Below are 26,416 nucleotides of genomic sequence, written 5' to 3' on the forward strand. Positions count from 1 at the left end.
ATGAAATGAAGCCGCTAAGATGAGAGGGAGAGGGTCTATTCGTGAAAAAGTTTGCATCATTATTTCTATCATTAGCTCTACTATTTTCTTTCGTAACGAACATCCAAGCAGAGGCTAAGCCTATTTCAGTATGGATAGACGGCGAGCAGGTACAGCTTGGTGAGAATCAACCTACGATGGAAAAGGGAACGATTCTTGTTCCTGCGAAGACGGTTCTTCAAAAGCTTGATTTCCAAGTAACGTGGGATCAGAAAAATAAAGTCATTTCAGGCAAGAAGCAAGGACTAACCCTTTTATTCCAAATCGACAACTTAGGGGCAATGGCTAACGAGACGGAAATTGGATTGCTTGCTGCGCCGAAGGTCGTTAAAGGAACTGTTTATATTCCTTTGCGTACGGTTAGTGAAGCATCAGGTTATGAAATTACTTGGAATAAAGAGCAGCGCTCTGTTTCTCTTAAGGAGAATGAGCCAAGTAAAGGTTTCCTTTGGAAAGTAGAAAAGGACGGCAGCACCGTATATTTGCTGGGTTCGATTCATATTGCGAACAAAGCGATGTACCCTTTGCGCTCTGAAATTCAAAAAGCTTATGATGCATCCGACTATTTGGTTGTAGAGGCTGATATTTCGAAGATGAATGATGAGAAGGTGCAAAAGCAAGTGCTTGATTTAAGCGTATTGAAGGATAATACAACGCTTAAAGATCATATCTCAGCTGATTCTTACAAGAAGCTTGGCGAGATTTTGAAGGAGAACGGTTTACCGGAAAATACGCTGGATACCTATAAGCCTTGGAGCGTTTCGTCTACTGTGGATTATCTTAGCTCAGCAAAAGAAGGTTATGATTCAGGCATAGGGATTGATGCCCATTTCTTGCAGCAGTCGCTGGAGAACAAGAAGCCAATTCTAGAGCTCGAATCGATCGAATACCAGCTTAATATGTTCAATAATTTTTCAGACAAACTGCAAGAAGAAATGCTGAAAGGTTCTATTGAGAACTATTTTGCAGAAGTATCAGGGATTGAAGATCTTACGAAAATGTGGGTTACCGGAAATGAGGAGCAGCTGCTCGAACTGACGAAATCAGCCTCTTCGAATGCGGAGCTTAATAAAGCGCTGCTTACTGACCGCAATGCTCCAATGGTTGAGAAAATAACGGGTTACTTGAATGACACGACAAAAAAATCATATTTCGTAGTCGTAGGAGCTGCACATATGCTCGGCGAGAACGGTCTCGTTCCACTGCTGGAGAAGAAAGGTTTTACTGTAGTTCGTCAATAGCAGCATGAAAGAGAGAAGGCAATCACGCAGTGGGCGTGATTGCCTTCTTTTTGTTCATGGTGTGATCAGCCGATATGCTGCTGCTGTTTAAGCTTAAGCTCAACGAGCAGCGCGTGCAGCTGCTCTGTCGCTAGGCCATGCAGTACGAGTCGAAAGCCTGCTTTAAGCGTCGTGAGCGGCACCATGGGATGTTTGTTGTTGATAAGCGCCAGTCGGTCGTTGCTGCCGATAATTTTGGAAGCAAGGATGCCAATCGTTTCATCCAGCTGAAGGGAGTTAGTCGCACGCCAGAAGTCATTATCGGTTAGAAACATTTGATAGACAGGGGTGAAGCATTCAATGGCAGTCGTCAAATCCATAAAATTGGTCCAGCGATTTGGCATTTGCTCAATAGGCAGAGGCTCTGATGTGATGGCGTTAAAGTTAAGCCGATCCTGCTTTGTAATCTCAATTCCTTTGTGACGCAGCTCGCGGTTAAGATTGATGACGAAGTTGTATAAATTGAGATCATGAATGAGAAAAAGATCATCTTTTACCGGCTCCAGATTGGTTGGTTTGAGCGGGTTCATCTCAATCTGAACGTCAGGCACATTATCACGAATGAAGCCAAGCACCTCAGAGCCAAGATAGAAGTGGCGCAAAATCATATAATTAGCATCTGGGCTTACGAAGGTTTTCATTCCGAAATGCAGGACGCGGTGCAGCAGCCGGGATGAGGTGAGTGCCTTAGGTACGATTATTTTGTAAACCTGAAGAACTATAATCATTAATCTCGCAAAAGGACGCAGTACGGGTAGCAGAAACTGCCGTGATCTGCTAGAGCAATCCTTGAGGTAAGCAGCCTTGGCCTCTTCATTGAAGGGAATGCTCTGATCCATAAAGATGGCTAGAAACGGATTGGGATCGTTTTTGTCATGCGGCATTTGATGAAAATAATCAGTTTTGCTCATACATTGCCCAGCTCCTCTAATTGCAGCAAGTATAAGCGCGCCGTCGTTTTTGCAGTTTTCACTATTCGTCCTGCGATCTCCGCAGTGAGCATCGGATGCTGGACGACTGCCTCGAGCCTTTCGAAGTGCTTCTCATCAGAGTCGCTATGATAAAGCAGGAACGACACTTCTTCATCGCTAAGCCCAAGCTGATCGCGAATCATTTCGCCCCAGTAGCGCGCCATACGGCATCCAAGTCCCTCTATAATCCACATAGCGCCAATGAGATCAACGGGATTCTCGCGGCTAGCACGCTGGAATAAATAAGCCGACAATGCTTCACTGCCAATATTTTTTTCGCCTGATTGGATGTGTGCGAGGTCGCCGCCGATGGCGACGTAGTTGCGCTCAAGTATTTGAAAATCACGATGCTCATCGCGCGCATGGGCAATGAACGTCGAACGGAGATCGATATGCTCTATCGCGATATACGAGGCAGCACGAGCAATCCACTGCGAACCGTCAATGACCTGTTGGCGGATGTTTTCCATTAGCAGCATGTAGTCATGAAGGGTGAACTTGTTGTTGTACAGCTTATGAATAACCGGGACATGAGCCAGCTTTTGTTCAAAATCAATCCAAACCTGTACGAGCTGCCTAACGAGCTGTGCTTGAACGTGATCTGCTTCGTTATACTCGAGATGAGGTGCCTCAGGCTGCCTCTCTTCAAACACCGGCCTTGAGGTATGTCCCACATCGCCTGTGTCGCCAACAACCGTCAATAGCATATAGGAGGTTTGGAATCTGCCGCTTTCCGGCACCATGCATAATACCTGTTCACCTGGCTTCAAATGGCCTTCGTTAAGCAGCTCCTCCAGCATGATGTAGATTGAAGCAGCGCCAGTGTTGCCCTTCGTATATAAATTCGTAAACCATTTCTCTTCAGGAATGGTGAGTCCGCCAAGCTGCAGCAGCTTAAATATTTCGTCGCGGAAAAAATGAGACGAATAGTGGCAAACCATCCAGTCGATAGCGCTCGGTTCGATTTTACCCTCATCCACCAGCTCGAAAAATCGATTAACCCCGACCTTAGGCATTTCATTAACGAGCCGAATATCTTGTTTGAGATTAAGAGCCCCGTCGTCAGCAGCTTCATGAATGCTGGCATAGTCAAGCCAGCTTTGCTGCTCGGCATTATCCTTGTTGGTTCCTGCATACATGCAGACATCGTATAGATTAGCGTAGGATTTGTTGTCGATCCATTCGATGCGCAGGGATAAACCGCTGGCGGCAGGTTGATGCTGAAGAACCGCTGCACCTGCTCCATCGGACAGCATAAACCGAAGAAAGTCAGTGTCGAAAGGAATTGGATGATCGGCGACACCCTTTTGAGCTTCGAACCTCGTATTTTTGAATACGCGGCTCGGAAACTCACTGGCACAGGAAATGGCGGTCTGCTGCTCTCCTGACTGCACATGCAGGAATGCGTTTTTCATCGCCTGCATACCGCTGGCGCAAACGCCGTGATGTGTCGCAACCTCCATGACAGGCAGCTTCGTTTCGGCATGCACCATACTTGCGAAGCCGGGAACAAGCAAATCACCTTGGGTCGTACCGACAGCGAGAAATGCAATTTGATCGCTCAGTGCCGCTTGGTTGCGGGAGAGCGCATCTTGTATCGCAAGTCCTGCCATTTCTGCATTTGAATATAGACTTTTTTGTTCTTTGTTTATCGCATAATGCCGAAAGCGTATTTTGTTTTGATCAAGAATGCGCCGCATCGACTTGGAGCTTTTACCGTTTATTTTGCCGAGGTAATCCTCGATTTCATCATTGCCGATAGGGGAGCCGGGAAGAAATTTGCCAATGCTGGTTATATAGACGGGATTCATCAAGCACCTCCAATTAAGAAATATTTATAAGTCTTATGATCGGTTATGCAGCGTTTCAAGCCTAGTACTAACTTTATTTGGTACCGCAATTAAAGTAGGGCTTGAATATATGCATGATCGTCTTATATAATAAACGCATATCAAAACTGATGACTGACGGAGGTAACCCAGCCGATGAAGTAAGTACACGATTCCTGTAAACAACTTGTTTAAGTACAAGCGGCGTTCTCATTAGCGAGAACCGGTCAGGGATACGTGCGTCGATTTGGGGACTTATGGATAGTCAATCAGCAGCGATAGATACGAGATGTTTACCCGCTAACTAGCGGTGTGACGCATCGTTATTTTCGTTTGCCTGATATTCCCCTGCGTATTCGACCGTGTGCCGCTGGCCACGGTTTTTTATTATGTTTTTTTGAAATGGGGAATGTTCAATGATGCTATTAAAAGTTAAACATGTGAGCAAGGAATGGGACGGCAATATCCTGTTCGAAAATATAAATTTTGAAGTCAGAGAAGGCGAAAGGCTGGCTCTGTTTGGACGAAATGGCGTGGGTAAAACGACGCTGCTGCAAGGATTGACAGGCAGAATCTCATTCGATGGCGGTGAGGTGCAGCGGCTGCTTCCTCTTGCAGAGTGGGGCTGGCTCGACCAGCAGGCACAGATGAATTCCTCACTCACGCTGCTTGAATTCGTGCAGGCCGGCACAGAGGAATTGTTCCGATTAAAACGGTCGATGGTGGAGTTAACAAGGCGAATGCAAGAGGATGCAAGTGAGTCGCTGTTAAGCAAGTACAGTGAACTGTACGAACGTTATGCGCAGCTTGATGGCTATAGCTGGGAGATGAAGGTGGAGAGATGCTTAACGCAGTTAAGCTTTCATCCCTCGTTATGGCACTTATCATTTTCGCAGCTAAGCGGAGGTCAAAAGACGAAAGCACAATTAGCCGCGCTGATGGTAAGAGAGCCGAAGCTAGTTGTGCTGGATGAGCCGACGAATCACTTGGATTCTACGGCGCTGGATTGGCTGGAAGCATGGGTGCAGGATTACCCGGGAACGGTTATTTATGTGTCGCATGATCGTACGTTTATCGACCGGACAGCAACGACTGTTCTTGAGTTTGAGCGAGATGGGTGCCGACGCTATTTGGGCGGATACACGCAGTATAAGGCGCAGAAAGAGCTGGAGCTAAGGACGCAGGAGGCGCTGCATAAGAAGCAGGAGCTGGAGCGGGAGAAGCTGCTTGAGAGCATACGCATGTATGCCGAATGGTTCCAGCAAGCTCATAAGGCGGCGGGTCAAAATGATTTTCTTAGATCAAAATCTAAGAAAAACGTGTCGCGTCTGCATGCGAAGGAGTCTGCGCTTGAGCGTTTGAACAAGGATAAGGTGCAGAAGCCGCGTGAGGACTCACAGCTGCGGATGCAGCTGGAGACCGACGGTTTCGCAGCGACTACGCTGCTTCGGATGGAGGACGTTAGTTTTGCCTATGAGGGGCATAGGAACGTTATAAGCAGGTTAAACCTCACCTTAGGTAGAGGTGATCGATTAGCTGTGCTTGGTCCGAATGGTGTAGGCAAGTCGACATTGTTAAAGCTTGCGACAGGGAGCTTGCTGCCTAGCTCGGGCAAGGTTAGCATTCATCCGCAGGTGAAAATCGGATATTTTGAGCAGGAGCTTGATAAGCTCGACAATGAGATGACCATCCTTGACAGCTTATTGCTGCTGCCAGAGATGACGCAATCGCATGCAAGGACGATTTTGGGCTGCTTCCTGTTTACGAAGGAGGACGTATTTAAGCGAATCGGGGACTTAAGCATGGGTGAGCGATGCCGAGTAGCATTCTTGAAGCTTTATTTTGGCAAAGCGAATCTGCTCGTGCTTGATGAACCGACGAACTATTTGGATATTAGAACGCGAGAGCAGGTTGAACAGGCGCTTCAGCATTATCCGGGTGCTGTTCTGCTTGTCACGCATGATCGCTATTTAATTCGCCAAGCCGCTAATCGACTGCTCGTACTCGATGGGAAAAGTGAACCGAGCTTGTTCCACGGATCGTATGAGGAGTATGTGTCTAAGGATCGAAGCCGGCTGCTTTCGGCGGATGAACAGGTAAGCCAAAATGAGCGGGAGATGCTGCAGCTGCGTTTAACGCAGCTTATGAGCTGCGCTGAGCCGGAAGATCCAGCGGAGCAGAAGCAATTGATAAATGAAATTCGCCAGCTGCGCGCGCAAATAAATAGCTGATGGGCAGGCTGGAGGAAGGTGGATTTACAACATGGTTTGGAGAAATATGGTGTTTATAGTCTTAGCGACGCTCATGCTGGCTGGATGTGCTAGTCAGGAGCAGGGTAAGTCTGGGGAAAAAACTTCAGCTTCAGATGAACCCTATGACTATACGATTAATGAGACGGAGGATGTTATTGCAAAGTCCGGTGAAGTTACGAATAGCGAGAAAATAGATGCTTTTGTGAGCGGAGCAATAGATCAGGTGCGAGTTGTACGTTTTATAACGGAAGGAAACCCGATTTTTTATAATCTTGCGAGGGCGGAGGATCAGATCGAGGTGCGCTACGATACATCACAGGATCAGTATGGATCGTCAAGCGTAAAAACCTATTTATGTGACGGGTTGAAAAAAGAAGAAACGGGGCGCGCTTACGCCTATAAGCTAAGTGGATGTGGCGCAGCCAATAAGCCGATAGATTTGTTGGACGTTCCGATTTAGGCAGGAGATATATGGGAAAGAGCTATCGATTTGATAGCTCTTTTTTTGTTGCTATTAAGTATCGCAGAGTTGCATGAATCGAATTTGTTTGTTTGAAATGCAATATATGGTTTACATCTATATGGATATAAATTACAGTAATTACAATATAAATGATTGGTAGGTGGGATGAACACAGATGGGTGAACATAAAAATGTGAAGTTAAAGCTGGCAAGAATTGAGGAACAATCAGTGCATAGCCTCGATTGACGTTGAATATTGAATAGTTTTTTAGCTAACGAACTACAGTGGCCTTATTTGTTGCATAGCGTTCTGTTTATGAATCTAACGAACACAGCGAGTCTTATTTCTTGTAATTTCAATCATTTGGGCTCTATTAATGGCAGATAACGACTCCTGAGTTCTTTAGAGATTAATATAGCCCTGGTATTCAAGAATAACGACACCTGAGTTCGTTAGGATAAAGCATGAAACACAGATGGCTGAGGTAAGCCACTGTACTAGAATGCTTTTGGACTAAAGCATTGAAAGATGTTTAGTAGAGATTGATAATTGAGGTTGAGTAATATCAGCAATTACAACAAACGGAAGTATCTATAACGTTAATGATTCAACCATTACTCGGAGGTGAGTACGATCTTAAAGAAGAAAAAGGCAATATTTATCGTTGTAGCTATTGTAGTTGTTTTTACATGGATTCTTACTTTTCTATCTCCCGAGTGGACAATCCGCAGACATATACTAATGAGCTTGCAGCCTATCAATAGCTTGAAAGCGGATATTTCCACAACGGGCAGAGTCGATGAAAAGTACGGTCATTTATACAATGTGAACGGGTATATGCATTACCCTACGGGAGATGAGCTGGGAGCCGTTTATTTGAAGAAGCTGGGGCCGTTATGGTATGTAGCGAGTGTAGGGACGGGTCCGTGAGGAAAAGGAAAGGGGTTGTCCTATAAGCAATGACATCTGCTTATGGGACAACCCCTATTTTTAAAAGCACTGCAACCAACGTACGAGGCAATTGAAGCGGGGGATTATCGATTCACATCGACTTGAAGATTATGTTTTTTGAAAATGTGAATCATGGCGGTTTTGGCTTCCTCTTCATCTGGACCATGTATTTCAAGGTGGTAGGCATGGGTTTGGTACAAGATGATGCTAAGTCCAAGGATGCTTTTGACATCGATAAATTTGGAATCACTGGTGCGGAGAACGATGCTTGATTTAAAATCGGCCGCCATTTGATTAATATCAACGATAGCTCTGATTCCAGCTGTCATTGGATAACCTCCGTTCCACTTTTCTTGTTTATCTGTACTCCCGCGGTATTCTGCGTGCTACGCCTGTCTTGATCGCTGCTCTAATGACGAGATCGCGAATAGCTTTCACAACGGCCTGATTGAAAACGCTCGGAATAATGTAGTGCTTGCTTCGTTCTTCATCCGAGATTGCGGATGCGATCGCCTCTGATGCCGCCAGCTTCATTTCCTCGTTAATCGTAGTTGCTCTGCAGTCCAGTGCCCCGCGGAAAATACCAGGGAAACATAGCACATTGTTAATTTGGTTCGGATAATCCGAACGTCCGGTGGCGATTACCCCTACAATATCCTCAACTTCCTCAGGCTTGATCTCAGGTGTTGGATTCGCCATGGCAAAGACGATAGGGTTTTCGGCCATCGCCATAACATCTTCGCGTCGCAGCAGTCCTCCAGCAGAAAGCCCAATGAATACATCGGCCCCTTGGATTACATCTCGTAAAGAGCCTTCAACGCGGTTCGGGTTGGTATGCTCGGCATACCAGTTCCACATGCGGTTATCATAGTCAGTTCCAGCAGTTATCGCGCCGTTCCGATCTACACCAATGATGTTTGTAACGCCGGCGGATAAAAGAATTTTTGTGCAAGCGACTCCTGCTGCACCGATTCCGCAAACAACGACCTTAATGTCATGAATGGGCTTATTCACAATTTTTAATGCATTGATTAGTGCCGCATACAATACAACTGCTGTACCATGCTGGTCATCATGAAATACTGGAATATCGAGTTCTTCACGCAATCTTTCTTCAATCTCAAAGCACCTCGGCGATGAAATATCCTCAAGGTTAATGCCGCCGAAGCCAGGTGCAATCGCCTTAATGGTTGCGATAATTTGCTCGGTATCTTGCGTATCAAGGCAGATAGGGAAGGAGTCTACGTCTGCCAGCTGCTTGAATAACATAGATTTTCCTTCCATAACGGGCATAGCTGCATAGGGGCCAATATTGCCAAGCCCTAAGACAGCGCTGCCGTCCGAAATGACAGCAACCGTATTTCTCTTAATCGTTAACGTAAATGCTTTTCTTTGTTCTTCATGAATGGCTAAGCAGACGCGAGCAACATCGGGCGTATAAACACGAGAGAGATCGTCGCGGTTCTGAATAGGCGATTTCAGTTTAGTTTCGATTTTACCGCCAAGATGCAGAAGAAATGTTCTATCCGAAATATTCACTAGCTTGACTCCGTGCAGGTTCTTAATCATTTCGGTAATAATGTTAATATCGACTGTATCCGTGACGGTAATGGTAATATCTCTTATCGTCATATGCTGACTGGTCTGAATGACGTCAATGGCCACGATATCTCCACCGGCTTCGAAAATAGAGGATGCAACCTGTCCGAAATGTACCTCTTTCGTATTCATTTCGAGACGCAGTATTACACTTTTCCCACCTAGTTTATTGTTATCCATGGCTACCCCCATCAAATCTGTATTTTTTATCGTTCGTAATTAACCTTCTTCGTTAATGACAACCTCTTTCCCTCTCTTCTTTAGCAAAATAGGTATAATTAACCAGAGTGCTGCGATAATTAAGAAAACAAGCGACATCGGTTTTTGCAAGAAAATCATAAAATCTCCATTAGATGTCGTTAATGCTCTCCGCATATTGTTTTCAATCATTGGCCCGAGTACTAAACCAAGCACGAGTGGAGCTAGCGGATAATCATTTCGTACAAGAAAGAACCCTGCAATTCCACAGCCGAGCAGCAGCATTAAATCAAAGACTTGTGCCTGAACCGCATAAACACCAAATATAGAAATGGCAATAATGATTGGAATCAAATATTTCGGAGGCGTCTGAATGATTTTTGCAAATACCTTAACTAATGGCATATTGAGTACGAGCAAAATGAGATTTCCGATTAACATACTGGCAATTAATCCCCAAGCTACTTGAGGATGTTCCTCAAATAACAAAGGACCTGGCTGAATGTTATACATAATTAAAGCGCCCATTAATATAGCGGTTGTACCTGAGCCTGGAATACCAAGTGTAAGCAAAGGGATCATAGCCCCGCCTGATGCTGCATTATTAGCTGATTCAGGGGCAGCTACACCGGCAATGTTGCCTTTGCCAAAGGTTTCTGGATTTTTGCTTATTTTTTTCTCCAAAATATAACTGAAGAAAGAAGCTAAAGTCGCACCAGCACCCGGCAAAATACCAATAAAAAAGCCTAAAACCGAACCGCGGGCAATCGGTCCTGCACTATCCTTCAAGTCTTTTTTTGTTGGAAGGATACGTTCAATTTTTGCTGCTTTACCGGCGGTGTAGTCTCTTTCCAAAATGGTTTTGAATACTTCTCCCAATGCAAATAGACCAACTGCCACTGTTAAAAACTCAAGACCGGAATAAAGCAACGGCATGCCGAAAGTAAACCTTGCAACACCCGATACGGTGTCCATTCCGATGGTTGCGAGCAGCAGTCCGAATACGGTCATAATGAGAGCTTTCGTAATGGACTTTCCAGCCAAGCCGCTTACGGCGCATAGTCCAAGAAGCATTAAGGAGAAATAATCGGCAGGACCAAACTTTATCGCAACCTCTGATAGTGGTTCTGCTAATACGATGAGCGCGATGACAGCAAATACTCCTGCAACGAAAGAACCGATTGCAGAGATGGATAAGGCAGCACCAGCTCTACCCTGTCTAGCCATTTGATAGCCGTCTAATGTTGTCACTACAGAGGAGGATTCCCCAGGTGTATTAAGCAGAATAGAGGTCGTTGATCCTCCGTACATCGCACCGTAATAAACGCCGGCCAAAAGTATGATAGAGCTTGTGGCCGCTGCTTCAGGAGCTAATCCGCCCGTCATTGATGCAGTTACAGGTATAAGCAAGGCGACACCGCTCATGGGTCCTATACCAGGCAATACCCCTACAGCCGTACCTATCAACACGCCGATGAAAGCAAAGAGCAAGTTATGCCATTGAAAGGCGGTCGCGAAGCCGTCTGCGAGAAATTGTAGTGTATCCATTCATATGCCTCCTTTAGTTACGATAGCCATGACGGAAAACCAGGCATTGAACCTTCCAGAATGACAACAAAGATGACGTAAACGCCGACTGCAAACAATCCGGAGATCAAGATCGATTTTAGCCATTTTCCTCTTTCCAAAACTTGAAAGCTAATGAGAAGGAAGAGGAATGTCCCGATGATATAGCCGATCGTTTCTAAGAAGAAGGCGTATAAAAAAGCAGAAGCGAAAATAATGAGAAACTTCTTGTAATCAAGCTTTCCCGCTTTGCTGCTAGAGCCTTTAAACTTTAACACTTCGTAAAATAGACGTAAGCTTAAAATGACAAGCAGCGCCCCCAGACCAAAGGGAACGATATTAGGCCCGACCTTGCTGCCGTAGGATGAAGCGCTAATTAATGTGCTCTGCCACATGAATCCAACACCGAGAAGGAAAAATATGATGCAGGCGTATCGATCAAATGTTTTGTTCAAGGCCTTCACCTCCAATGAATGAAGAAAGGAGAGGAGAGAGACTAGCGCTCTCCCATCCAATCACTCATGCTTATGCTTTTATCAAGCGTTTGCTCTTCGTTCAGTCATTTACTTCTGCATGCCGAGCGCTGTCAACAGCTCTTGTACCGCAACTTCTTGCTCAGCAAGGAAGGCAGTAAAATCTTCGGAGTTTTTGTATTCGCTGACCCAATCGTTCGCTTTCAATTCTTTCGCCCACGCTTCGTGTTCAGAGAGAGATTTTAACGTTTTATCCCAGTAAGCGATTTGCTCTTTTGTCATGCCTTTCGGACCTAATACGCCGCGCCAGATTGTGAACTCCGCATCTATACCCAACTCTTTTAAGGTAGGCACATCCTTGAAGTCGCCTTCAATCCGTTCATCAGAAGTAACGGCAAGAATTTTGATCTTGCCTGCTTTTAAATAGCTGCCGAGGGAAGAGATGTCTGTTCCAATCGCATCAGCATTGTTGCCCAGCAGCGCAGCAATGGCTTCGCCTCCGCCATCATAGGACAAGTACTTGACTGTTTTTGGGTCAACGCCTGCTCTAAATGCGGGGAGTACGCTAATTAAATGATCCATAGAACCAGGCGCCGAACCGCCTGCTAGTGTAACTTTTGAAGGGTCTGCCTTAATGTCGTTAATTAGTGAATGAAGATCGTTATATTTGGAATTTGCCGCAACCGCGATTGCGCCATAATCCTTCGTTATTTGTGCGAGCGGGGTAACATCCTTGTAGCCGTATGGGCTGTTCCCTTCTTTTTTTAGGTTGTTAATGAGAATTGGCGGGGAGCTGACAAACAGCTTGTATGGGTCATTCTTGTCTTTGGTTACATATTCGGCTAAAAACACAGTGCCGCCGCCGCCGGGTTTGTTCTCAACAGTCATCGTTTGATCAACGAGCTTCGTTTCACCTAGCACTTTGGCCAAGGACCTTGCTGTCTTATCCCATCCGCCGCCAGCTCCAGATGGGGCTGTCACAATGAAAGGTTTCTCAGGATAATTAGCCGATCCGCCTTTTGATGCTGTTCCGCCGCAGGCCGTCAAACTAACAGCAACAAAAGCAGCAGCTACTATAGTTTTCCAATTTTTTGTTTGGTATCCCATACGAATAATCCCCCTTTAGTTTCATTCAAGTAAACGTATGAATGATTACTGTAAGCGCTTACCTGTTTGATATGCTTCATACTACCATCGCGAATTGGGGTTGAATACAATAACCACATAAGTTGAAAAGTAGTCATACTGTTTATTTTGTTCATAAAATTTACGGCCATTATCGACTCAAGGGACTATGTTCAGGGAAGCATGTAGAATACAATAAAATCAGCGTCCCGCGGATGAGAAGTATTTGCATGGAGGTAATTGAATGCGATTACAAACGAGATTGATTTTGTTAATTGGAACTTTGCTATTTATTATTATCATTGCACTTACCTTCAGCTTTGAGAGAATACTAGTGACGACGCTGCAGAAAAATGTAGGTGCATCAGCTCTGAAAATTGCGAAGACAGTAGCGTTGATGGACGTCATTAGGCATGCCTTTGAAGAGGAGAATCCTTCAGCCATCATTCAACCTATCGTTGAGAAAATTAGAATGGAAACGGACGCTGAGTACATCGTCATTGGGAATAAAGAGGGAATTCGTTATGCGCATCCGCTGCCAGACCGAATCGGGAAAGAAATGGTCGGCGGTGACAATGGGCCTGTGCTGAATGGAGAATCGATCATTTCAGAGGCCGTTGGCTCGATGGGCCCCTCCTTGCGGGGAAAAACTCCCATTTTTAATGATCAGAATGAAGTTATAGGCATTGTTTCAGTGGGTATTTTATTAAAAGACATTGAACAATCGGCTGTGACTTACCGTAATGCGATGATTATTTTTGCAGCCATTGCGCTGATGGTTGGATCTGGCGGAGCCATTGTTATTGCCAATAGCGTAAAACGATCGATACATGGTCTAGAGCCTGAGGAAATCGGCTTGTTGTATCAGGAGAAGAGAGCTATTTTGGAAACGATTCATGAAGGCATAATTGCCGTTGATACAGAGGGAACGATTACCCTTGTCAATCAAACGGCTTTGAAGCTGATCGATCCGCTCGAGCAAATGGAGCTTACCGGGCAGCATGTGCGGGATGTTATTCCAGAATCGCGGCTAATGGAGGTTATTAAATCAGGGCAATCGGAAATCGATCAAGAAATGACCATTAACGAAAGCAGTGTCGTCGTCAATCGCTTGCCGATATTTGATCATCAGCACCGGGTCGTAGGGGCGGTCTCCAGCTTTCGCAACAAATCCGAGCTGCTTCGATTAACGGAGGAGCTGACGCAGGTGAAGCGTTATACCGAAGCGCTGCGTTCACAAACGCATGAATACTCCAATAAGCTGTATACGATTTATGGGCTAATCCAGCTGGAGTCGTATCAAGAAGCGATGGATATTATTACACATGAAACCGATGTTCATCAAAATCTGATCCATTTCCTCCTGCAGGAAATTCCCGATCCTATTATTGGCGGCATACTAATTGGCAAGTTCAATCGTGCGAATGAGCTTAAGGTGAAGCTTGAGATTGATTCCAAGAGCACCTTCAAAACGATCCCCGATGATCTAAACCGCAATCACCTGGTAACGATTATCGGCAATTTAATTGACAATGCGCTGGATGCTGTTCTCGAGAAAAATGATGAGAATCGAACCGTTAAGGTGTTTCTGTCTGACGTAGGCAAAGATTTTACGATCATTATCGAAGATAATGGGAGCGGCATTAAGGAGGATGTCGCAGAGCGGCTGTTTGAGCTCGGTTTCTCCACGAAAAATGAGGATCATCGGGGTTATGGGCTAGTGATTGTTACGCAGGCGATACAACAGTTAAGGGGTCATATCCGTTTTGAATCGCGTCCGCAGGAAGGGACGATTTTTACCGTTGTGATTCCAAAAGAAAAGGGGAAAGATATATGATACGAGTGGTCATTATCGAGGACGACCTTCGAATTGCACAAATCAATCGACGCTTTCTAGAGAAGATAGAGGGCTTCGAAGTCGTTGGAATTGCAACAGATAAGCAGCTGGCGCATGAGCATTTAGATATTTTGGCCCCGGATTTAGTGCTGCTTGATTTATATTTTCCCGATATGAGCGGACTTGACCTGCTTCACTACATACAGAAAAACAACCCGTTAACAGATGTCATTATTATTACGGCCGCCAAGGAATTTGAAACGGTTCGTGAAGCCATTCGCGGCGGGGTATATGATTTTATGATCAAGCCGGTTGTATTTGAACGTTTTCAAGAGAAGCTGAAGTCTTATCAAAAATATCATAATCAAATGGCACTGCTCGGCGGCTCAAATAAACAAGTGGATCAAGAGGGGATTGATCAGCTGCTGTGGGGGGTAAATGATCGTACGGATAAGGATTCTTATTTGCCAAAAGGCATCGATAAGATAACGAATGAGAAAATACTCTCCTTCATTCACGCAGGTCCTGAAGTATTAACGGCGGAGGAGCTTGGGAAAAAGGCTGGTTTCAGCCGTACGACCGCTCGGCGGTACTTGGAGTATTATGTGGCCAAGGGTGAATTAATAGCTGATATTTCTTATGGAACCGTTGGAAGGCCGGAGCGGGTTTACAAAAGAAAAGAGCAAATGTGAGGCTGCCATACTTAGTTTTTCGAGAGGACAATGGATAATAAAAATAGCCCGTTAATGAGGAGCAGCGCACCAAAGATAAGGCCGGTTTTATTCTTTTTTATAAATTCCATTCGAACACCTCGCTACTTTTTTTTACTACATATAATTATCTCGTTTTTGGGCTCATTTTTCCACCTTTTTTTTGGTAAAAATGAAGCGAATATTAAGTTTGTGACGGAAAAAATGCACGCTTTTGTGCCTAAGCCTATGTTTATTCCGCTTTAAGGTTCATTATTTGTAGAAATTTGTATTTGGAGCAGCAATTGTTATAAAATTGATTGGGAGAGGCGATAAGGAACTGCCTGCTGCCAATGCACTTTTTTCTATGTAAAATTGCCGTAAAGAAGAGGTAATATTCAGGTTTTGTAGAATAATGTATGGATCATACATTTTTTTTGGAACTTGCATGTCGAATAGGCGTATTGTTGGTTAGTAGGTTCAGAATCGCTGTATTTGGATATTTTTTTAGTAGTGAACCTTATGGAAAGGGGGTGCAAATACAATGGCTATCTCTCTCGTAAAAGGTCAAAAGGTAGATTTAACGAAAGGCAATGCTGGTCTCAGCAAAGTTATCGTTGGTTTAGGCTGGGACCCGGCTCAAACTAAAGGCGGTTTCTTCGGAATGAAAAAAGCGGCTAACGTTGACTGTGACGCATCGGCATTATTGCTTGATGAAAACGGCAAGCTAAGTGGCGAGAAAAATCTCGTTTGTTTCTACAACAAGCAAAGCGGTTGCAGCTCGGTCGTTCATACGGGTGATAATATTACCGGTGAGGGCGATGGCGATGATGAGCAAATCATCGTGCAGCTTGATCGTGTTCCTGCTAATATCCACAAAATCCTTTGCGTAGTTAACATTTACGAATGTGAATCCAGACGACAAGATTTTGGCATGATCAAATCTGCCTTTATTCGTATCGTCAACCCAGCGAACAATCAAGAACTGATTCGCTTCAACTTGACGGATGATTATTCAGGCAAAACCGCTCTAGTCGTAGGTGAGCTTTACAGACACAATGGTGAATGGAAGTTTAATGCAATTGGGGAAGGCACTCATGCTGCCCATGTTGATATCCTTGCACGTCAATACCAATAAATTTATGTGAGAAAAGAGGGCTTTTAAAATGGCAATCAGCTTATCCAAAGGACAAAAAATTGATCTCACGAAAACAAACCCAGGTCTTACAAAAATTACAGTAGGTCTAGGCTGGGATACTAATAAATATGACGGCGGAAAAGACTTTGACCTTGATGCTTCTGTATTTTGCTTGAATGCACAAGGCAAAGCGGGTTCTGAATCTGATTTTATTTTCTACAACAACCCAAAAAACACTAACAGCTCCGTTGTTCACACAGGTGACAACCGCACAGGCGCAGGCGATGGCGATGATGAGCAAGTAAACGTTGATCTTTCTGCCGTTCCAGCTGAAACAGACAAAATCGCATTTTGCATCACGATTCATGATGGCGCAGAGCGCAGCCAAAACTTTGGACAAGTATCCAACGCATTCGTTCGTATCGTGGACGAGCAAAGCGGCACAGAACTTATCCGTTATGATCTTGGAGAAGATTTCTCTGTAGAAACAGCAGTAATCGTCGGTGAACTATACCGTCATTCCGGCGAGTGGAAATTCAGCGCAATCGGAAGCGGCTTCCAAGACGGCCTAGGCGGTCTTGCTCGCAACTTTGGTCTTTCTGCTAGCTAGTCATACTTATCTACCCGTAAAGGGTCGCCAGTGGCGGCCCTTTTTTAAAATATAACAATTTATAAGTAAGTGAACAGCGGAAAGTCGCAGCAGATATCAAAACGGTCTAGTAGGCCTTTGCACTGACTTTGGCGTTCAAACCTAGTCAATTCAAGGAGGAATAGAACGATGTCTATAAATCTTTCCAAAGGTCAACGCATTGATCTTACAAAAACAAACCCAGGCCTTACGAAGGTTGTTCTCGGTCTAGGCTGGGATACGAACAAATATTCAGGCGGCGGAGAAATTGACCTTGATGCAAGCGCGTTTTTGCTCCATCAGGATGGCAAAGCCAAGGACGAGAAGGACTTTGTATTCTACAATGCGCTGATTGCTTATAACGGTGCTGTTGAGCATACAGGCGATAATCGTACCGGTGAGGGTGAAGGTGACGACGAGCAAATCAAAATTGATTTCCAAAAAGTCCCTCCACACATTCAGCGAATCGGAATTAGCGTTACGATTCATGATGCCGAGTCCAGGCTGCAAAACTTTGGTCAAGTATCCAATGCCTTTGTTCGTCTAGTAGACGAGTCTTCTGGAAGAGAAGTGCTGCGCTATGATCTAGGAGAAGATTTCTCCGTTGAAACAGCGATTGTCTTCTGCGAGCTGTACCGACATGATGCCGATTGGAAGTTCCAAGCGGTAGGTTCAGGTTTCTCGGGCGGACTAGCAGCGCTTTGTCGTAATTACGGGCTTACGGTTTAATTCATCTGGCGTATAGGGTGGCAGTTTGAGGGTTTGTCACCCTATTCTATTATTACCGAAGGGCGGTTTAAGCATGGAGCTGGCATTAATGAAAGGTCAAAAAGCGGATATTACCAAAAATAATCCTTCCATAAAAAACCTTCTAGTTGGCATGGGATGGAACACTGCAGCAGGTGTAGATGTCGATTTTTCGGCTTTTCTATTACGAGCGAATGGAAAAACAGCTGGAGACCAAGATTTGATTTTTTACAGTAATCCTAAGGATGTCAGCGGTTCTATTCAACTGGCAAGTGGCAATAAACGAAGTTTTGCAGGGAAAACGGATACCGAACAAGTATTGATCGCGATTAGCGATGTGCCTCAAACGATTGAACGTATTTCATTTACTTTAACCATTTATGATGGGGAAGCGAAGAGACAAAATTTTTCTAGCGTGAATGATGCCTATATCCGGGTTATTGACGAAGGAACAGGACGCGAAATTTTGCGCTATGATGTTGGAAAAAATTTCTCTATTGAGACTGCGATAGTCGTAGGAGATTTATATAGATATAATGGCGAATGGAAATTCAATGCCATTGGGTCTGGATATTCAGGCGGTCTTGCTGCACTCTGCAATAGCTTTGGTATTGAAGTAAAGGCAGACGCTCCTGCTGAGGCGCCAACTCCAGCACCAGCACCAGTGAAAGCTCCACTTATTCCACCTAAACCTCCCGCACCAATCGTACCAGAACCAAGCAGTCCGCCAATAAGCCTCAGCAAAATCTCGCTTACCAAACGCGGTGATGTCATCAATTTACAAAAAGGTGCCGGATCACTTGGTGAGATTGTCGTTAATTTGAACTGGAATCAGAAAAAAGCCTCCACTGGTTTTTTTGGCCGTTCAAGCAGCGGTGTAGATTTAGATGTCGGATGTTTGTATGAATTGAAAAATGGTATGAAAGGTTCTGTTCAAGCGCTAGGCAACAGCTTCGGAGATTTTTCGCGAGCGCCGTACGTTTCGCTTGACGGAGATGACCGAACCGGCTCTATTACAACGGGTGAAAATCTTAGAATCAACGGTAATAAAGTTTCTGAGATTAAGAGAATCGTCATATACGCATACATCTATGAAGGAGCTACGAACTGGGCGGAGGCTGCTGGTATTGTTACCATCACACAAACAGGTGGGCCTGATATAGAGGTGCGGATGGACGAGCATAATAATCGCAAGGGTATGTGTGCGATTGCGATGATCGAGAATGTAAATGATCAAACCTTCAGCATTCAGCGGCTCGTGCAATATTTCTCAGGCCATAAAGAGCTTGACGAGGCTTATCGCTGGGGTCTCAGATGGGTACAAGGAAGCAAATAAAGAAAAATGCGGAGGTTTAAGAGATGGTCGACTTTTTTCAAAATGTAATAGCCAACTTCGGGAGCTTCTTTCACTGGGACAACTTGTCACAAGTTCTCACCAACCCGACAAACTGGGGAATAATTGCAACACTCGTTCTTTTGGAAGGCTTGTTATCGGCAGATAATGCGCTAGTACTAGCGGTTATGGTTAAGCATTTGCCGAAAGACCAGCAGAAAAAGGCGTTGTTCTACGGTATTATTGGTGCCTATATCTTCCGATTTATCGCAATCGGAGTAGGTGTCTATCTCGTACAAATTACATGGATTAAAGTAGCGGGCGGATTGTATCTGTTATGGATTGCGTTAAGCAATCTATTCCATCTGGAATTCAAGCTTGCTCGTGTCGGCAACATTCCATTAATTCCTTACATCGGCAAGAAGGGCAACGACGATGATGCTGAAGTTCAAAATAAAGGCTACGGATTCTGGCGTACGGTACTTGCTGTTGAAATTATGGATATCGCGTTCAGTATCGACAGCGTACTAGCTGCATTCGGCGTGAGTGAAGAGGTATGGGTTCTGTTCCTCGGCGGTATTCTCGGCGTTCTAATGATGCGCGGCGTCGCTCAAGTATTCCTCAAGTTGATTGATAAATTCCCTGAGCTTGAGAAAGCGGCGTTTATTTTAATCATCGTTATCGCAGCAAAAATGATTGGCGGAGCGTATGGCTTGCATGTGCCGCATGCTTTGTTCTTCGGTTTAATTATAGCTGTATTCGGTGGTACCCTTCTTTACAGCGCAGCACGTAAGAAAAGAGAATCAAAAGCGGTTTAGATTCGATAATACTCTGTTTATGAAAAATATCCCTCAATGGATCGCGAGGGATATTTTTTCACTCTCAGATTGCTTTACACAACTTTTAGGAGGGATCACTTTGAGGTATTTTAACTATCTTACCAATGAAGAAGAGCAAAATTTCTTTTACTCCCTTCCAACTCAGTTCAATAATTATGCTGACAAAGAAGTTATTGCTCACGCGATTGGTGCAGCGCTCTATATGCCTGCCACCAAGGATAACATAGCAGATGATTTGGTAACCGGAAAACACGAAGGACTCGTGTCTATGGTGATAGACCTTGAAGATGCAGTAGGTGATAATCAAATCGAATTTGCCGAAGAGACGTTGAAGGCAACGTTGATTAAGATTGGCCGTTACATTTCGATTGGTTTGCTCCATGCCGACGATATTCCGCTTATGTTTATAAGAGTACGCTCTGTTGAACAGCTTAAACGACTGCTCTCGTTTTTCGGTGAAGAGATTGAATATATTACAGGAATCGTGTTTCCGAAGTTCAACGTGGAGACTGGCGGTGAGTATTTAAAGCTGCTGCATGAATACAACAAGAACAAACGCTCAACAAGCTCCACGTTATACGGCATGCCTATTTTGGAAAGCTCTGACGTCATTTATCGAGAGAAAAGAATGGAAACGCTAATGGGCATTTCTCAGCTGCTGAATGAATACAAGGCCTATGTGCTGAATGTTCGTATTGGAGCAACAGATTTTTCAAGTTTATTTGGGCTTCGAAGAAGTCCGGATCATACAATCTACGACATTGGCGTCATTCGTGATTGTATTGCGGATATCGTAAATGTTTTTGGGCGGATGGATAATCATTATGTGATCTCCGGTCCCGTATGGGAGTACTTTAAGAGTGATCGCGTCTTTAAGCCCCAGCTCAGACAAACGCCTTTTGAGGAAAGCATGGGAAGACACGGACGGATTCTGCGTATGGATTATATTAATAAATATGTGGACGGGCTTATTCGCGAGGTCGCAATGGACAAGGAAAATGGGATAATTGGCAAAACCATTATCCATCCTACCCACATTAAGCCTGTACAGTCGATGCTTGTGGTGACGCATGAGGAGTATATGGATGCCCTGCACATTATGGAAAATGAACAAGGCGATTTGGGTGTGATGAAGAGCCGTTATTCGAACAAAATGAATGAGTTTAAGCCGCATATGACATGGGCCAAACGAATATTGTTCAGATCAGACATTTATGGGGTGCTAAATGAAAACCAAAACTTCACCTGCTTGCTCGCAGAAGAACGAGAATCAGCAATCGTTTAATATTATTGGAGATTTAGAGATTACCATTGAGGTTACGAGTAATTCGTTTCATATACCGCTTGAGCAGCTTTTTCAAATGGCAGCCCGAATTAATAAAAAGCGCAGTTTTTTATTCGTAAGCAAGGTGCTTGGCAAGCATATTCCTGTTCGCCCGCATGTGTCCTTATTATCGGGTGCCGCACTTGGGCTTTTGTATCAGCAGTTTAAAGGCGAGAAGCTTCCTATCCAGATGGAGCAGCTGCTGCATGCCTTTAAATCTCCTGAGGCAGCAGGTGAAATCTATGAACAGATGAAGCAAAACAAAATGATTATAGATGAAAAAACGCTGTTCATCGGTTTTGCGGAAACGGCAACAGCGCTTGGACACAGCATGTTCGATATGTTCGAGGGTAATGCGTCTTTCTTGCACACCACGCGGGAAAAAATCGACTATATGGCGTCCTGCATCGATTTTGAGGAAGAGCATTCCCATGCGACTACACATCGCTGCTATGCTGACAATCCAGCTGTATTCGAGAATGCAGAAACGATTGTGCTGGTCGATGATGAGATGACGACCGGGAAAACGGCCATTAATATAATTCACGACTTGAATGCAAGGTATGGGAAGAAAACATATATTGTTGCTAGTTTACTTGATTGGCGTTCAAACGAGGATATTGAACGTTTTGATGAGCTGGAGCAAGAGCTTGGCATATCGGTAAACTGCTTATCGCTTGTAGCGGGGCGGATATCTGTTAAGGGTACCCCTATTCAAAATGCTGACAAAACAGCAGAGTTGCAAGTAAACGAGTCAGAGCCTGCCATTAATGTTCTCTATGTGGGCAATCGGTTTTCTAGCCTTCCCTCTTTGAATCGAGAAGTTTCCTACCTGAAGCATACTGGCCGCTTCGGATTGACGGCTGAAGAAAGCTTGGTACTTGACGCAGAAGTAGGACAGGCGGCTGCGTTCCTCCGAGAACATAGAACGGGCAGCAAGGTGCTTTGCATGGGAACCGGCGAATTTATGTTCATTCCTATGCGCGTAGCAGCAGAACTAGGCGATGATGTATGGTATCAATCGAGTACAAGAAGCCCCATTCATCCGGATTCCAGTTCACAGTATGCGGTGAATACAGCTTATCCCTTTATTTCCCCTGAGCATGCTGACGTCATGAATTTTATGTACAACATACCGAATGGCTATTATGATGAGATGTTTTTGTTTATGGAGCGCGAGGTTGCAGGAGCGCAAATGGAGGAGCTTAATAAGGTTCTTCTCTCCTTAGGAGTCCAGCGTGTTCATATCGTGTATTTCAGTCGGAAAAGGCTTGCCGATCCGGCTCCTATCGGGAGCTATAAGCAGGAGGATGTTACATTTCTGCTAAAAGACCTTAGCGATATTTCGTTAGAGCAGCGAACGGAGGACCGGGAAGCGGCCATGCAAACAGGCGGCCACTATTCGGAAAGCTTGCCGATTGAATATCAGCCCACTGATGAGTATATACAATTGTTTCAAAATACGCTCAGTGATTCGGCCATTCGAATCGCAAGAGCGGTAGGAACGGTTTCCGAGCGAATCATTCAAAAAAATGGATTTGATGTTGTGCTTGCATCCTTAGCGCGAGGCGGTACGCCAATTGGCGTATTAATTAAGCGATATATCAAGCACATGTATGGTATTGAGGTTCCGCATTATAGCCTTTCAATTATTAGAGGCAAAGGTATTGATGAGAATGCACTGCTGTATATCAATCAGAACCATCCGCATAAACGAGTGCAATTTGTAGATGGCTGGACGGGCAAAGGTGCAATTGCCAAAGTGCTCATAGCAGCTTGCAGCCAGATGAAGCAAAAATACGGCATTGAATTGAATGATGAGCTTGCGGTGCTCGCAGACCCCGGCTATTGTGCAAGTACGTTCGGGACAAGAGAGGATTTCCTCATTCCAAGCGCTTGTCTTAATTCAACGGTGTCAGGTTTAGTCAGCCGGACTGTATTGCGCAGCGATCTTATTGGCGCCGATGATTTCCATGGTGCAAAGTATTATAAGGAGTGGGAGAGCTCTGATCTGTCTCAATTATTTGTGGACACGATTTCTGCTTATTTTGATCAGACAGCGGATGACTCCAAAGCGGAAGCTCTTCAAATGGAAGCAAATGCTGCGGAAAATGAAATGACTTGGCAAGGGATGCAGGATATTGCTCGTATCCAAACTGATTTTGCAATCACTGATATTAATTTCATCAAGCCTGGCGTAGGTGAAACGACTCGTGTTCTTCTGCGCAGAGTCCCTTGGAAAATACTCGTTGATCGTCTTGATAATCCTAACTTGAAGCATATACTGCTGCTGGCTAAGGACCGTGGTGTACCTGTGGAGGAATATCCAAACATGACCTATTCCTGCTGCGGTATTATTAAGGCTTTGAAGGGGGAGACGGAATGATTTTTGCGAGCGATTTGGATCAAACTTTAATTTATTCCGTAAGATCCAAAGGCGAGATAGAGCTTGAAGAAATGATCCCGGTTGAGCGTTATGAGGAAAGATATATTTCCTATATGACAAAGCCGGCGATTCAGAAGCTGCAAGAGCTTGTCAGCATTATGCGATTTGTTCCTGTGACGACGCGAATTCCGGAGCAATACAACCGCATCTTCGCGATAAGAGAACAGTTCCGTCCTGAATATGTGATCGTCAGCAACGGCGGTACCGTTCTCCGTAACGGAGAAATTGATCAGGAGTGGCATAGCTTCGTTCGTGAAGCTGTGAGGGAGCATTGTGCTGAGCATACGGAAATTGCGAGCCTGTTTGCGGAAATTGCTTCTACCCACTGGGTGAAGTCGACGGATCTTTGTGATGAGCTATTTTATTCCATTAAGGTAGAGAGAGATCAGCTGCCGCATGAAACGTTGGAGGAGCTGAAGCCGAAGCTTGCTTCGCTTGGCTGGAGCTACTCACTTCAAGGCCGTAAAATATATTTGGTTCCAGAGAAGGTAAGCAAGGGTGCGGCCATCCAGTATGTGAAAGAGAAGCTCGCTTCAAATTTCGTATATGCGGCCGGCGACAGCCTGCTCGACGAGAGTCTGCTGTTAGCAGCTGATTATGCCATATCGCCTGTACATGGTGAACTTGGACGATCCTATTCGGCACATCCACATATTCAATTTACACAAGCAAGAGGCGCGCTTGCCTCGGAAGAACTGCTAGACTCCATCTTAGAGCATGCACGAAGATTATAAATGCAATCGCAAAAATATATCTAATCAGATGGAAGAAGGTTTTTATACATGACACGAGTTTATATGAATCGTTGGTTTTCAGTAGCTTACCATTACATTAATATGATTCGGAACAATCCAGACGGCGAGTCGTTTGAGTTTTTTGGCACGCACCCGGATATTAATCATATGTCCTTGCTTGCATCCGATCATATCGGAACAGAGCCTGCTGTTTTTGGACGCGAATACGTAGATTTCTGTGTAGATTTCTGCAAAAGAAACCAAATTGATATTTTCATTCCTCGTTTGCATATGGAGGAAATATCAAGATATGTTCATTTGTTTGATGAGATCGGAACGAAGGTCATGGTATGCCGTGATATCGAATTGCTGGACTCCATGATTGAGAAGGATAAATTTTACGAGGCGCTGCAAGGAAAAGATCTCGTGACGATTCCAGACTACCGTGTCGTAAATACAGCTGAACAGTTTAAGCAAGCTTACGAGGAACTCACAGCTGCTGGTCATAAGGTGTGCTTTAAGCCAACGAAGTCAGAAGGCGGCATGGGTTTCCGGATTATTGATAATGAACGGGACCCGCTGCGAGACCTTTATGGCTATGTAACCCTTTCTACAACGTTTGAGCAAGCTTATGAAACGTTGTCATTAACGGAGCATTTTGACACGCTAATGGTGATGGAGCTGCTCGACGGTACGGAGTATAGTATCGATTGTGTGGCATCTGCTGAGGGTGAACTCATTACAGCTATTCCTCGCCGCAAATCAACGGGCAGGACTTATCTATTGGAGGATACGCCGGAGCTGCTGGCGATTGCAGATCGTATTGCGACAAGCCTTCGCATTCCTTATGCCTTTAATATTCAGGTGCGTTACAACAATGGCATACCGAAATTGCTGGAGATCAACCCGCGAATGTCTGGCGGCCTTTATATTACCTGCTTGTCTGGCGTAAATATGCCATATTTGGCCGTTCAAGCGCTGCAAGGAAAAACGATTGATCCGCCTGATCCGAAGTTCGGTATACAAGCGGGTTATGTAGAGCAGCCTTTGATCATGGAAATGAACAGAGTAGAATAACCGAAGAAAGGGGCGAGAGCCCCTTTTTTTTCATATTGTGCTCATTAATTTGGCACAACATCCTTTTTTTATTTTTTAAAATTGACTTCTATGTACCAATAACGAGATAATTGTAGGAAGAAGACGAGCATAAAGATTAGGTTCAGAAAGCTCATATGGAGGTGCAGCAATGAATGCATTGAAAAAAAACGCAGCCATCGCGATTGGCGTTTATGCAGTCACATTAGTTGTTAATGGGATTACCTCCCCATATATAGCTATGGCGGTTCCCGTGTTCGGTTTGTTAATCGCATTATCATGGAAGCAGCGTCCAAGGAAAGAAATTAATCAGCCAACACGCGAGCCAGAGCTGCAGCAAAATACGCAAAACCCGCCCATACAACAACCCAATGCAGCTTCAACTGCTCAAGCATCTTTGGCCTCAAAGCCAGCTCCTGCAGCTGTCATTCCGCCGCAGGTTCTAGATCCTGAGCTTGCTTCTGCATTAGAATACATCGGAATCATTGAAGATATGATTTTACTCGAAGGCGAGAAAAATAATTTAGACGATGAAATTGTTCAGAAGACGCTCGCATTGCTGTCGCGGTTAAACCGACTAATTCCGGATTTAATGGCGTTAGGAGACTCAAGCATTAATCACAATATTTTGCGATTGGTGCGAAAGGATTTAAATTCGACCATTAATCCGTTTCTTCGGCTCAGCGGCGAAGCGAAACGCCAGAATAGGCGGCTTTTGCTTGATGGCATTAAGGATGTAGATTCCAAGCTTACTTTTTATACGAAGACGCTGGAGCAAAAGGATCTTATGGAGCTTCATACAAAGGCTGAGTTAATTCAGCAGCGTTATCGACTTACTGACTAATGAAGGGGGAAATGA

Annotated in this window: 23 protein-coding genes and 1 pseudogene; 17 read left to right on the forward strand and 7 right to left on the reverse strand. The window is 44.7% G+C overall.

Features of this window, described 5'->3' with window-relative positions; genetic code table 11:
* Positions 1-41 precede the first annotated feature (41 nt).
* Positions 42-1,280, forward strand: coding sequence for a TraB/GumN family protein (locus tag ACIFSR_RS32825; protein ID WP_339205111.1), 1,239 nt, complete (start codon positions 42-44; stop codon positions 1,278-1,280).
* Between the two features lie 65 nt (positions 1,281-1,345).
* Here the strand turns inward: ACIFSR_RS32825 and ACIFSR_RS32830 are convergent, their stop codons facing one another.
* Positions 1,346-2,230 carry a DUF6999 family protein gene (locus ACIFSR_RS32830; protein ID WP_430063354.1) on the reverse strand — a complete coding sequence of 295 codons (885 nt, stop codon included), beginning with the start codon at positions 2,228-2,230 and terminating at the stop codon, positions 1,346-1,348.
* Positions 2,227-4,101, reverse strand: coding sequence for a 3-oxoacyl-[acyl-carrier-protein] synthase III C-terminal domain-containing protein (locus tag ACIFSR_RS32835; RefSeq protein WP_430063356.1), 1,875 nt, complete (start codon positions 4,099-4,101; stop codon positions 2,227-2,229). The genes ACIFSR_RS32830 and ACIFSR_RS32835 overlap by 4 nt, the downstream gene beginning before the upstream one ends.
* Before the next feature lie 434 nt (positions 4,102-4,535).
* Between ACIFSR_RS32835 and abc-f the strand changes: the two genes are divergently transcribed.
* The 3 genes from abc-f (at position 4,536) to ACIFSR_RS32850 (ending at position 7,765) form a co-directional block, all read left to right on the forward strand.
* Complete coding sequence (abc-f, locus tag ACIFSR_RS32840) at positions 4,536-6,350, forward strand: ribosomal protection-like ABC-F family protein (RefSeq protein WP_430063358.1); 1,815 nt, start codon at positions 4,536-4,538, stop codon at positions 6,348-6,350.
* Positions 6,351-6,381: 31 nt separating this feature from the next.
* Positions 6,382-6,831 carry a DUF4362 domain-containing protein gene (locus ACIFSR_RS32845; protein WP_430063360.1) on the forward strand — a complete coding sequence of 150 codons (450 nt, stop codon included), beginning with the start codon at positions 6,382-6,384 and terminating at the stop codon, positions 6,829-6,831.
* A gap of 628 nt (positions 6,832-7,459) precedes the next feature.
* Complete coding sequence (locus ACIFSR_RS32850; RefSeq protein ID WP_430063362.1) at positions 7,460-7,765, forward strand: hypothetical protein; 306 nt, start codon at positions 7,460-7,462, stop codon at positions 7,763-7,765.
* Between the two features lie 104 nt (positions 7,766-7,869).
* On the opposite strand, the gene ACIFSR_RS32855 is transcribed toward ACIFSR_RS32850, so the two are convergent.
* The 5 genes from ACIFSR_RS32855 to ACIFSR_RS32875 all read right to left on the reverse strand — a co-directional run bounded on the left by ACIFSR_RS32855 (position 7,870) and on the right by ACIFSR_RS32875 (position 12,729).
* A complete protein-coding gene (locus tag ACIFSR_RS32855) occupies positions 7,870-8,115 on the reverse strand; it encodes an HPr family phosphocarrier protein (RefSeq protein ID WP_339205101.1) in 246 nt (81 codons plus the stop codon).
* Between the two features lie 28 nt (positions 8,116-8,143).
* The gene (locus ACIFSR_RS32860) at positions 8,144-9,565 is read right to left on the reverse strand and encodes an NAD-dependent malic enzyme (protein WP_339205100.1); all 1,422 of its coding nucleotides are present in this window, start codon (positions 9,563-9,565) and stop codon (positions 8,144-8,146) included.
* A 39-nt stretch (positions 9,566-9,604) separates the two neighbouring features.
* Positions 9,605-11,131 (reverse strand): tripartite tricarboxylate transporter permease, encoded by a 1,527-nt coding sequence (locus ACIFSR_RS32865; RefSeq protein WP_339205099.1) that lies wholly within the window; start codon positions 11,129-11,131, stop codon positions 9,605-9,607.
* Between the two features lie 17 nt (positions 11,132-11,148).
* Entirely contained in the window at positions 11,149-11,604 is a 456-nt protein-coding gene (locus ACIFSR_RS32870) for a tripartite tricarboxylate transporter TctB family protein (protein ID WP_430063365.1), read from the reverse strand.
* A 108-nt stretch (positions 11,605-11,712) separates the two neighbouring features.
* Positions 11,713-12,729: a Bug family tripartite tricarboxylate transporter substrate binding protein gene (locus ACIFSR_RS32875; RefSeq protein ID WP_076267383.1), complete on the reverse strand. Its 1,017-nt coding sequence runs from the start codon at positions 12,727-12,729 to the stop codon at positions 11,713-11,715.
* A 262-nt stretch (positions 12,730-12,991) separates the two neighbouring features.
* Here ACIFSR_RS32875 and ACIFSR_RS32880 point away from each other — a divergent pair, with 262 nt between their 5' ends.
* The 13 genes and pseudogenes from ACIFSR_RS32880 to ACIFSR_RS32940 all read left to right on the forward strand — a co-directional run bounded on the left by ACIFSR_RS32880 (position 12,992) and on the right by ACIFSR_RS32940 (position 26,401).
* Positions 12,992-14,584, forward strand: coding sequence for an ATP-binding protein (locus tag ACIFSR_RS32880; RefSeq protein ID WP_430063368.1), 1,593 nt, complete (start codon positions 12,992-12,994; stop codon positions 14,582-14,584).
* The gene (locus ACIFSR_RS32885; protein WP_076267381.1) at positions 14,581-15,276 is read left to right on the forward strand and encodes a response regulator; all 696 of its coding nucleotides are present in this window, start codon (positions 14,581-14,583) and stop codon (positions 15,274-15,276) included. The genes ACIFSR_RS32880 and ACIFSR_RS32885 overlap by 4 nt, the downstream gene beginning before the upstream one ends.
* A gap of 541 nt (positions 15,277-15,817) precedes the next feature.
* On the forward strand, positions 15,818-16,411 hold the full coding sequence (locus tag ACIFSR_RS32890; RefSeq protein ID WP_076267380.1) for a TerD family protein: 594 nt from the start codon (positions 15,818-15,820) through the stop codon (positions 16,409-16,411).
* Between the two features lie 28 nt (positions 16,412-16,439).
* Positions 16,440-17,021, forward strand: coding sequence for a TerD family protein (locus tag ACIFSR_RS32895; RefSeq protein ID WP_339205093.1), 582 nt, complete (start codon positions 16,440-16,442; stop codon positions 17,019-17,021).
* A gap of 168 nt (positions 17,022-17,189) precedes the next feature.
* The gene (locus ACIFSR_RS32900; RefSeq protein WP_076267378.1) at positions 17,190-17,768 is read left to right on the forward strand and encodes a TerD family protein; all 579 of its coding nucleotides are present in this window, start codon (positions 17,190-17,192) and stop codon (positions 17,766-17,768) included.
* Between the two features lie 73 nt (positions 17,769-17,841).
* Entirely contained in the window at positions 17,842-19,122 is a 1,281-nt protein-coding gene (locus tag ACIFSR_RS32905) for a TerD family protein (RefSeq protein WP_430063371.1), read from the forward strand.
* A gap of 23 nt (positions 19,123-19,145) precedes the next feature.
* Positions 19,146-19,937: a TerC family protein gene (locus tag ACIFSR_RS32910; protein WP_076267376.1), complete on the forward strand. Its 792-nt coding sequence runs from the start codon at positions 19,146-19,148 to the stop codon at positions 19,935-19,937.
* 100 nt (positions 19,938-20,037) lie between these two features.
* Entirely contained in the window at positions 20,038-21,243 is a 1,206-nt protein-coding gene (locus ACIFSR_RS32915) for an HpcH/HpaI aldolase/citrate lyase family protein (RefSeq protein WP_256710842.1), read from the forward strand.
* Between the two features lie 76 nt (positions 21,244-21,319).
* Positions 21,320-22,486 (forward strand): annotated as a pseudogene (locus ACIFSR_RS32920) (phosphoribosyltransferase family protein); the annotation flags it as partial.
* Positions 22,478-23,668, forward strand: a complete 1,191-nt coding sequence (locus tag ACIFSR_RS32925) for a cysteine protease StiP family protein (RefSeq protein WP_430063435.1) — start codon at positions 22,478-22,480, stop codon at positions 23,666-23,668. The pseudogene ACIFSR_RS32920 and the gene ACIFSR_RS32925, both read left to right, overlap by 9 nt.
* Positions 23,665-24,462: an HAD family hydrolase gene (locus ACIFSR_RS32930; RefSeq protein WP_430063373.1), complete on the forward strand. Its 798-nt coding sequence runs from the start codon at positions 23,665-23,667 to the stop codon at positions 24,460-24,462. The genes ACIFSR_RS32925 and ACIFSR_RS32930 overlap by 4 nt, the downstream gene beginning before the upstream one ends.
* A 48-nt stretch (positions 24,463-24,510) precedes the next feature.
* Positions 24,511-25,539, forward strand: coding sequence for an ATP-grasp domain-containing protein (locus tag ACIFSR_RS32935; RefSeq protein WP_076267373.1), 1,029 nt, complete (start codon positions 24,511-24,513; stop codon positions 25,537-25,539).
* Between the two features lie 169 nt (positions 25,540-25,708).
* Positions 25,709-26,401, forward strand: a complete 693-nt coding sequence (locus tag ACIFSR_RS32940) for a hypothetical protein (protein WP_339205089.1) — start codon at positions 25,709-25,711, stop codon at positions 26,399-26,401.
* Positions 26,402-26,416 lie beyond the last annotated feature (15 nt).

The organism is Paenibacillus sp. NRS-1760, assembly GCF_050467785.1.
Classification (GTDB): Bacteria; Bacillota; Bacilli; order Paenibacillales; family Paenibacillaceae; genus Pristimantibacillus.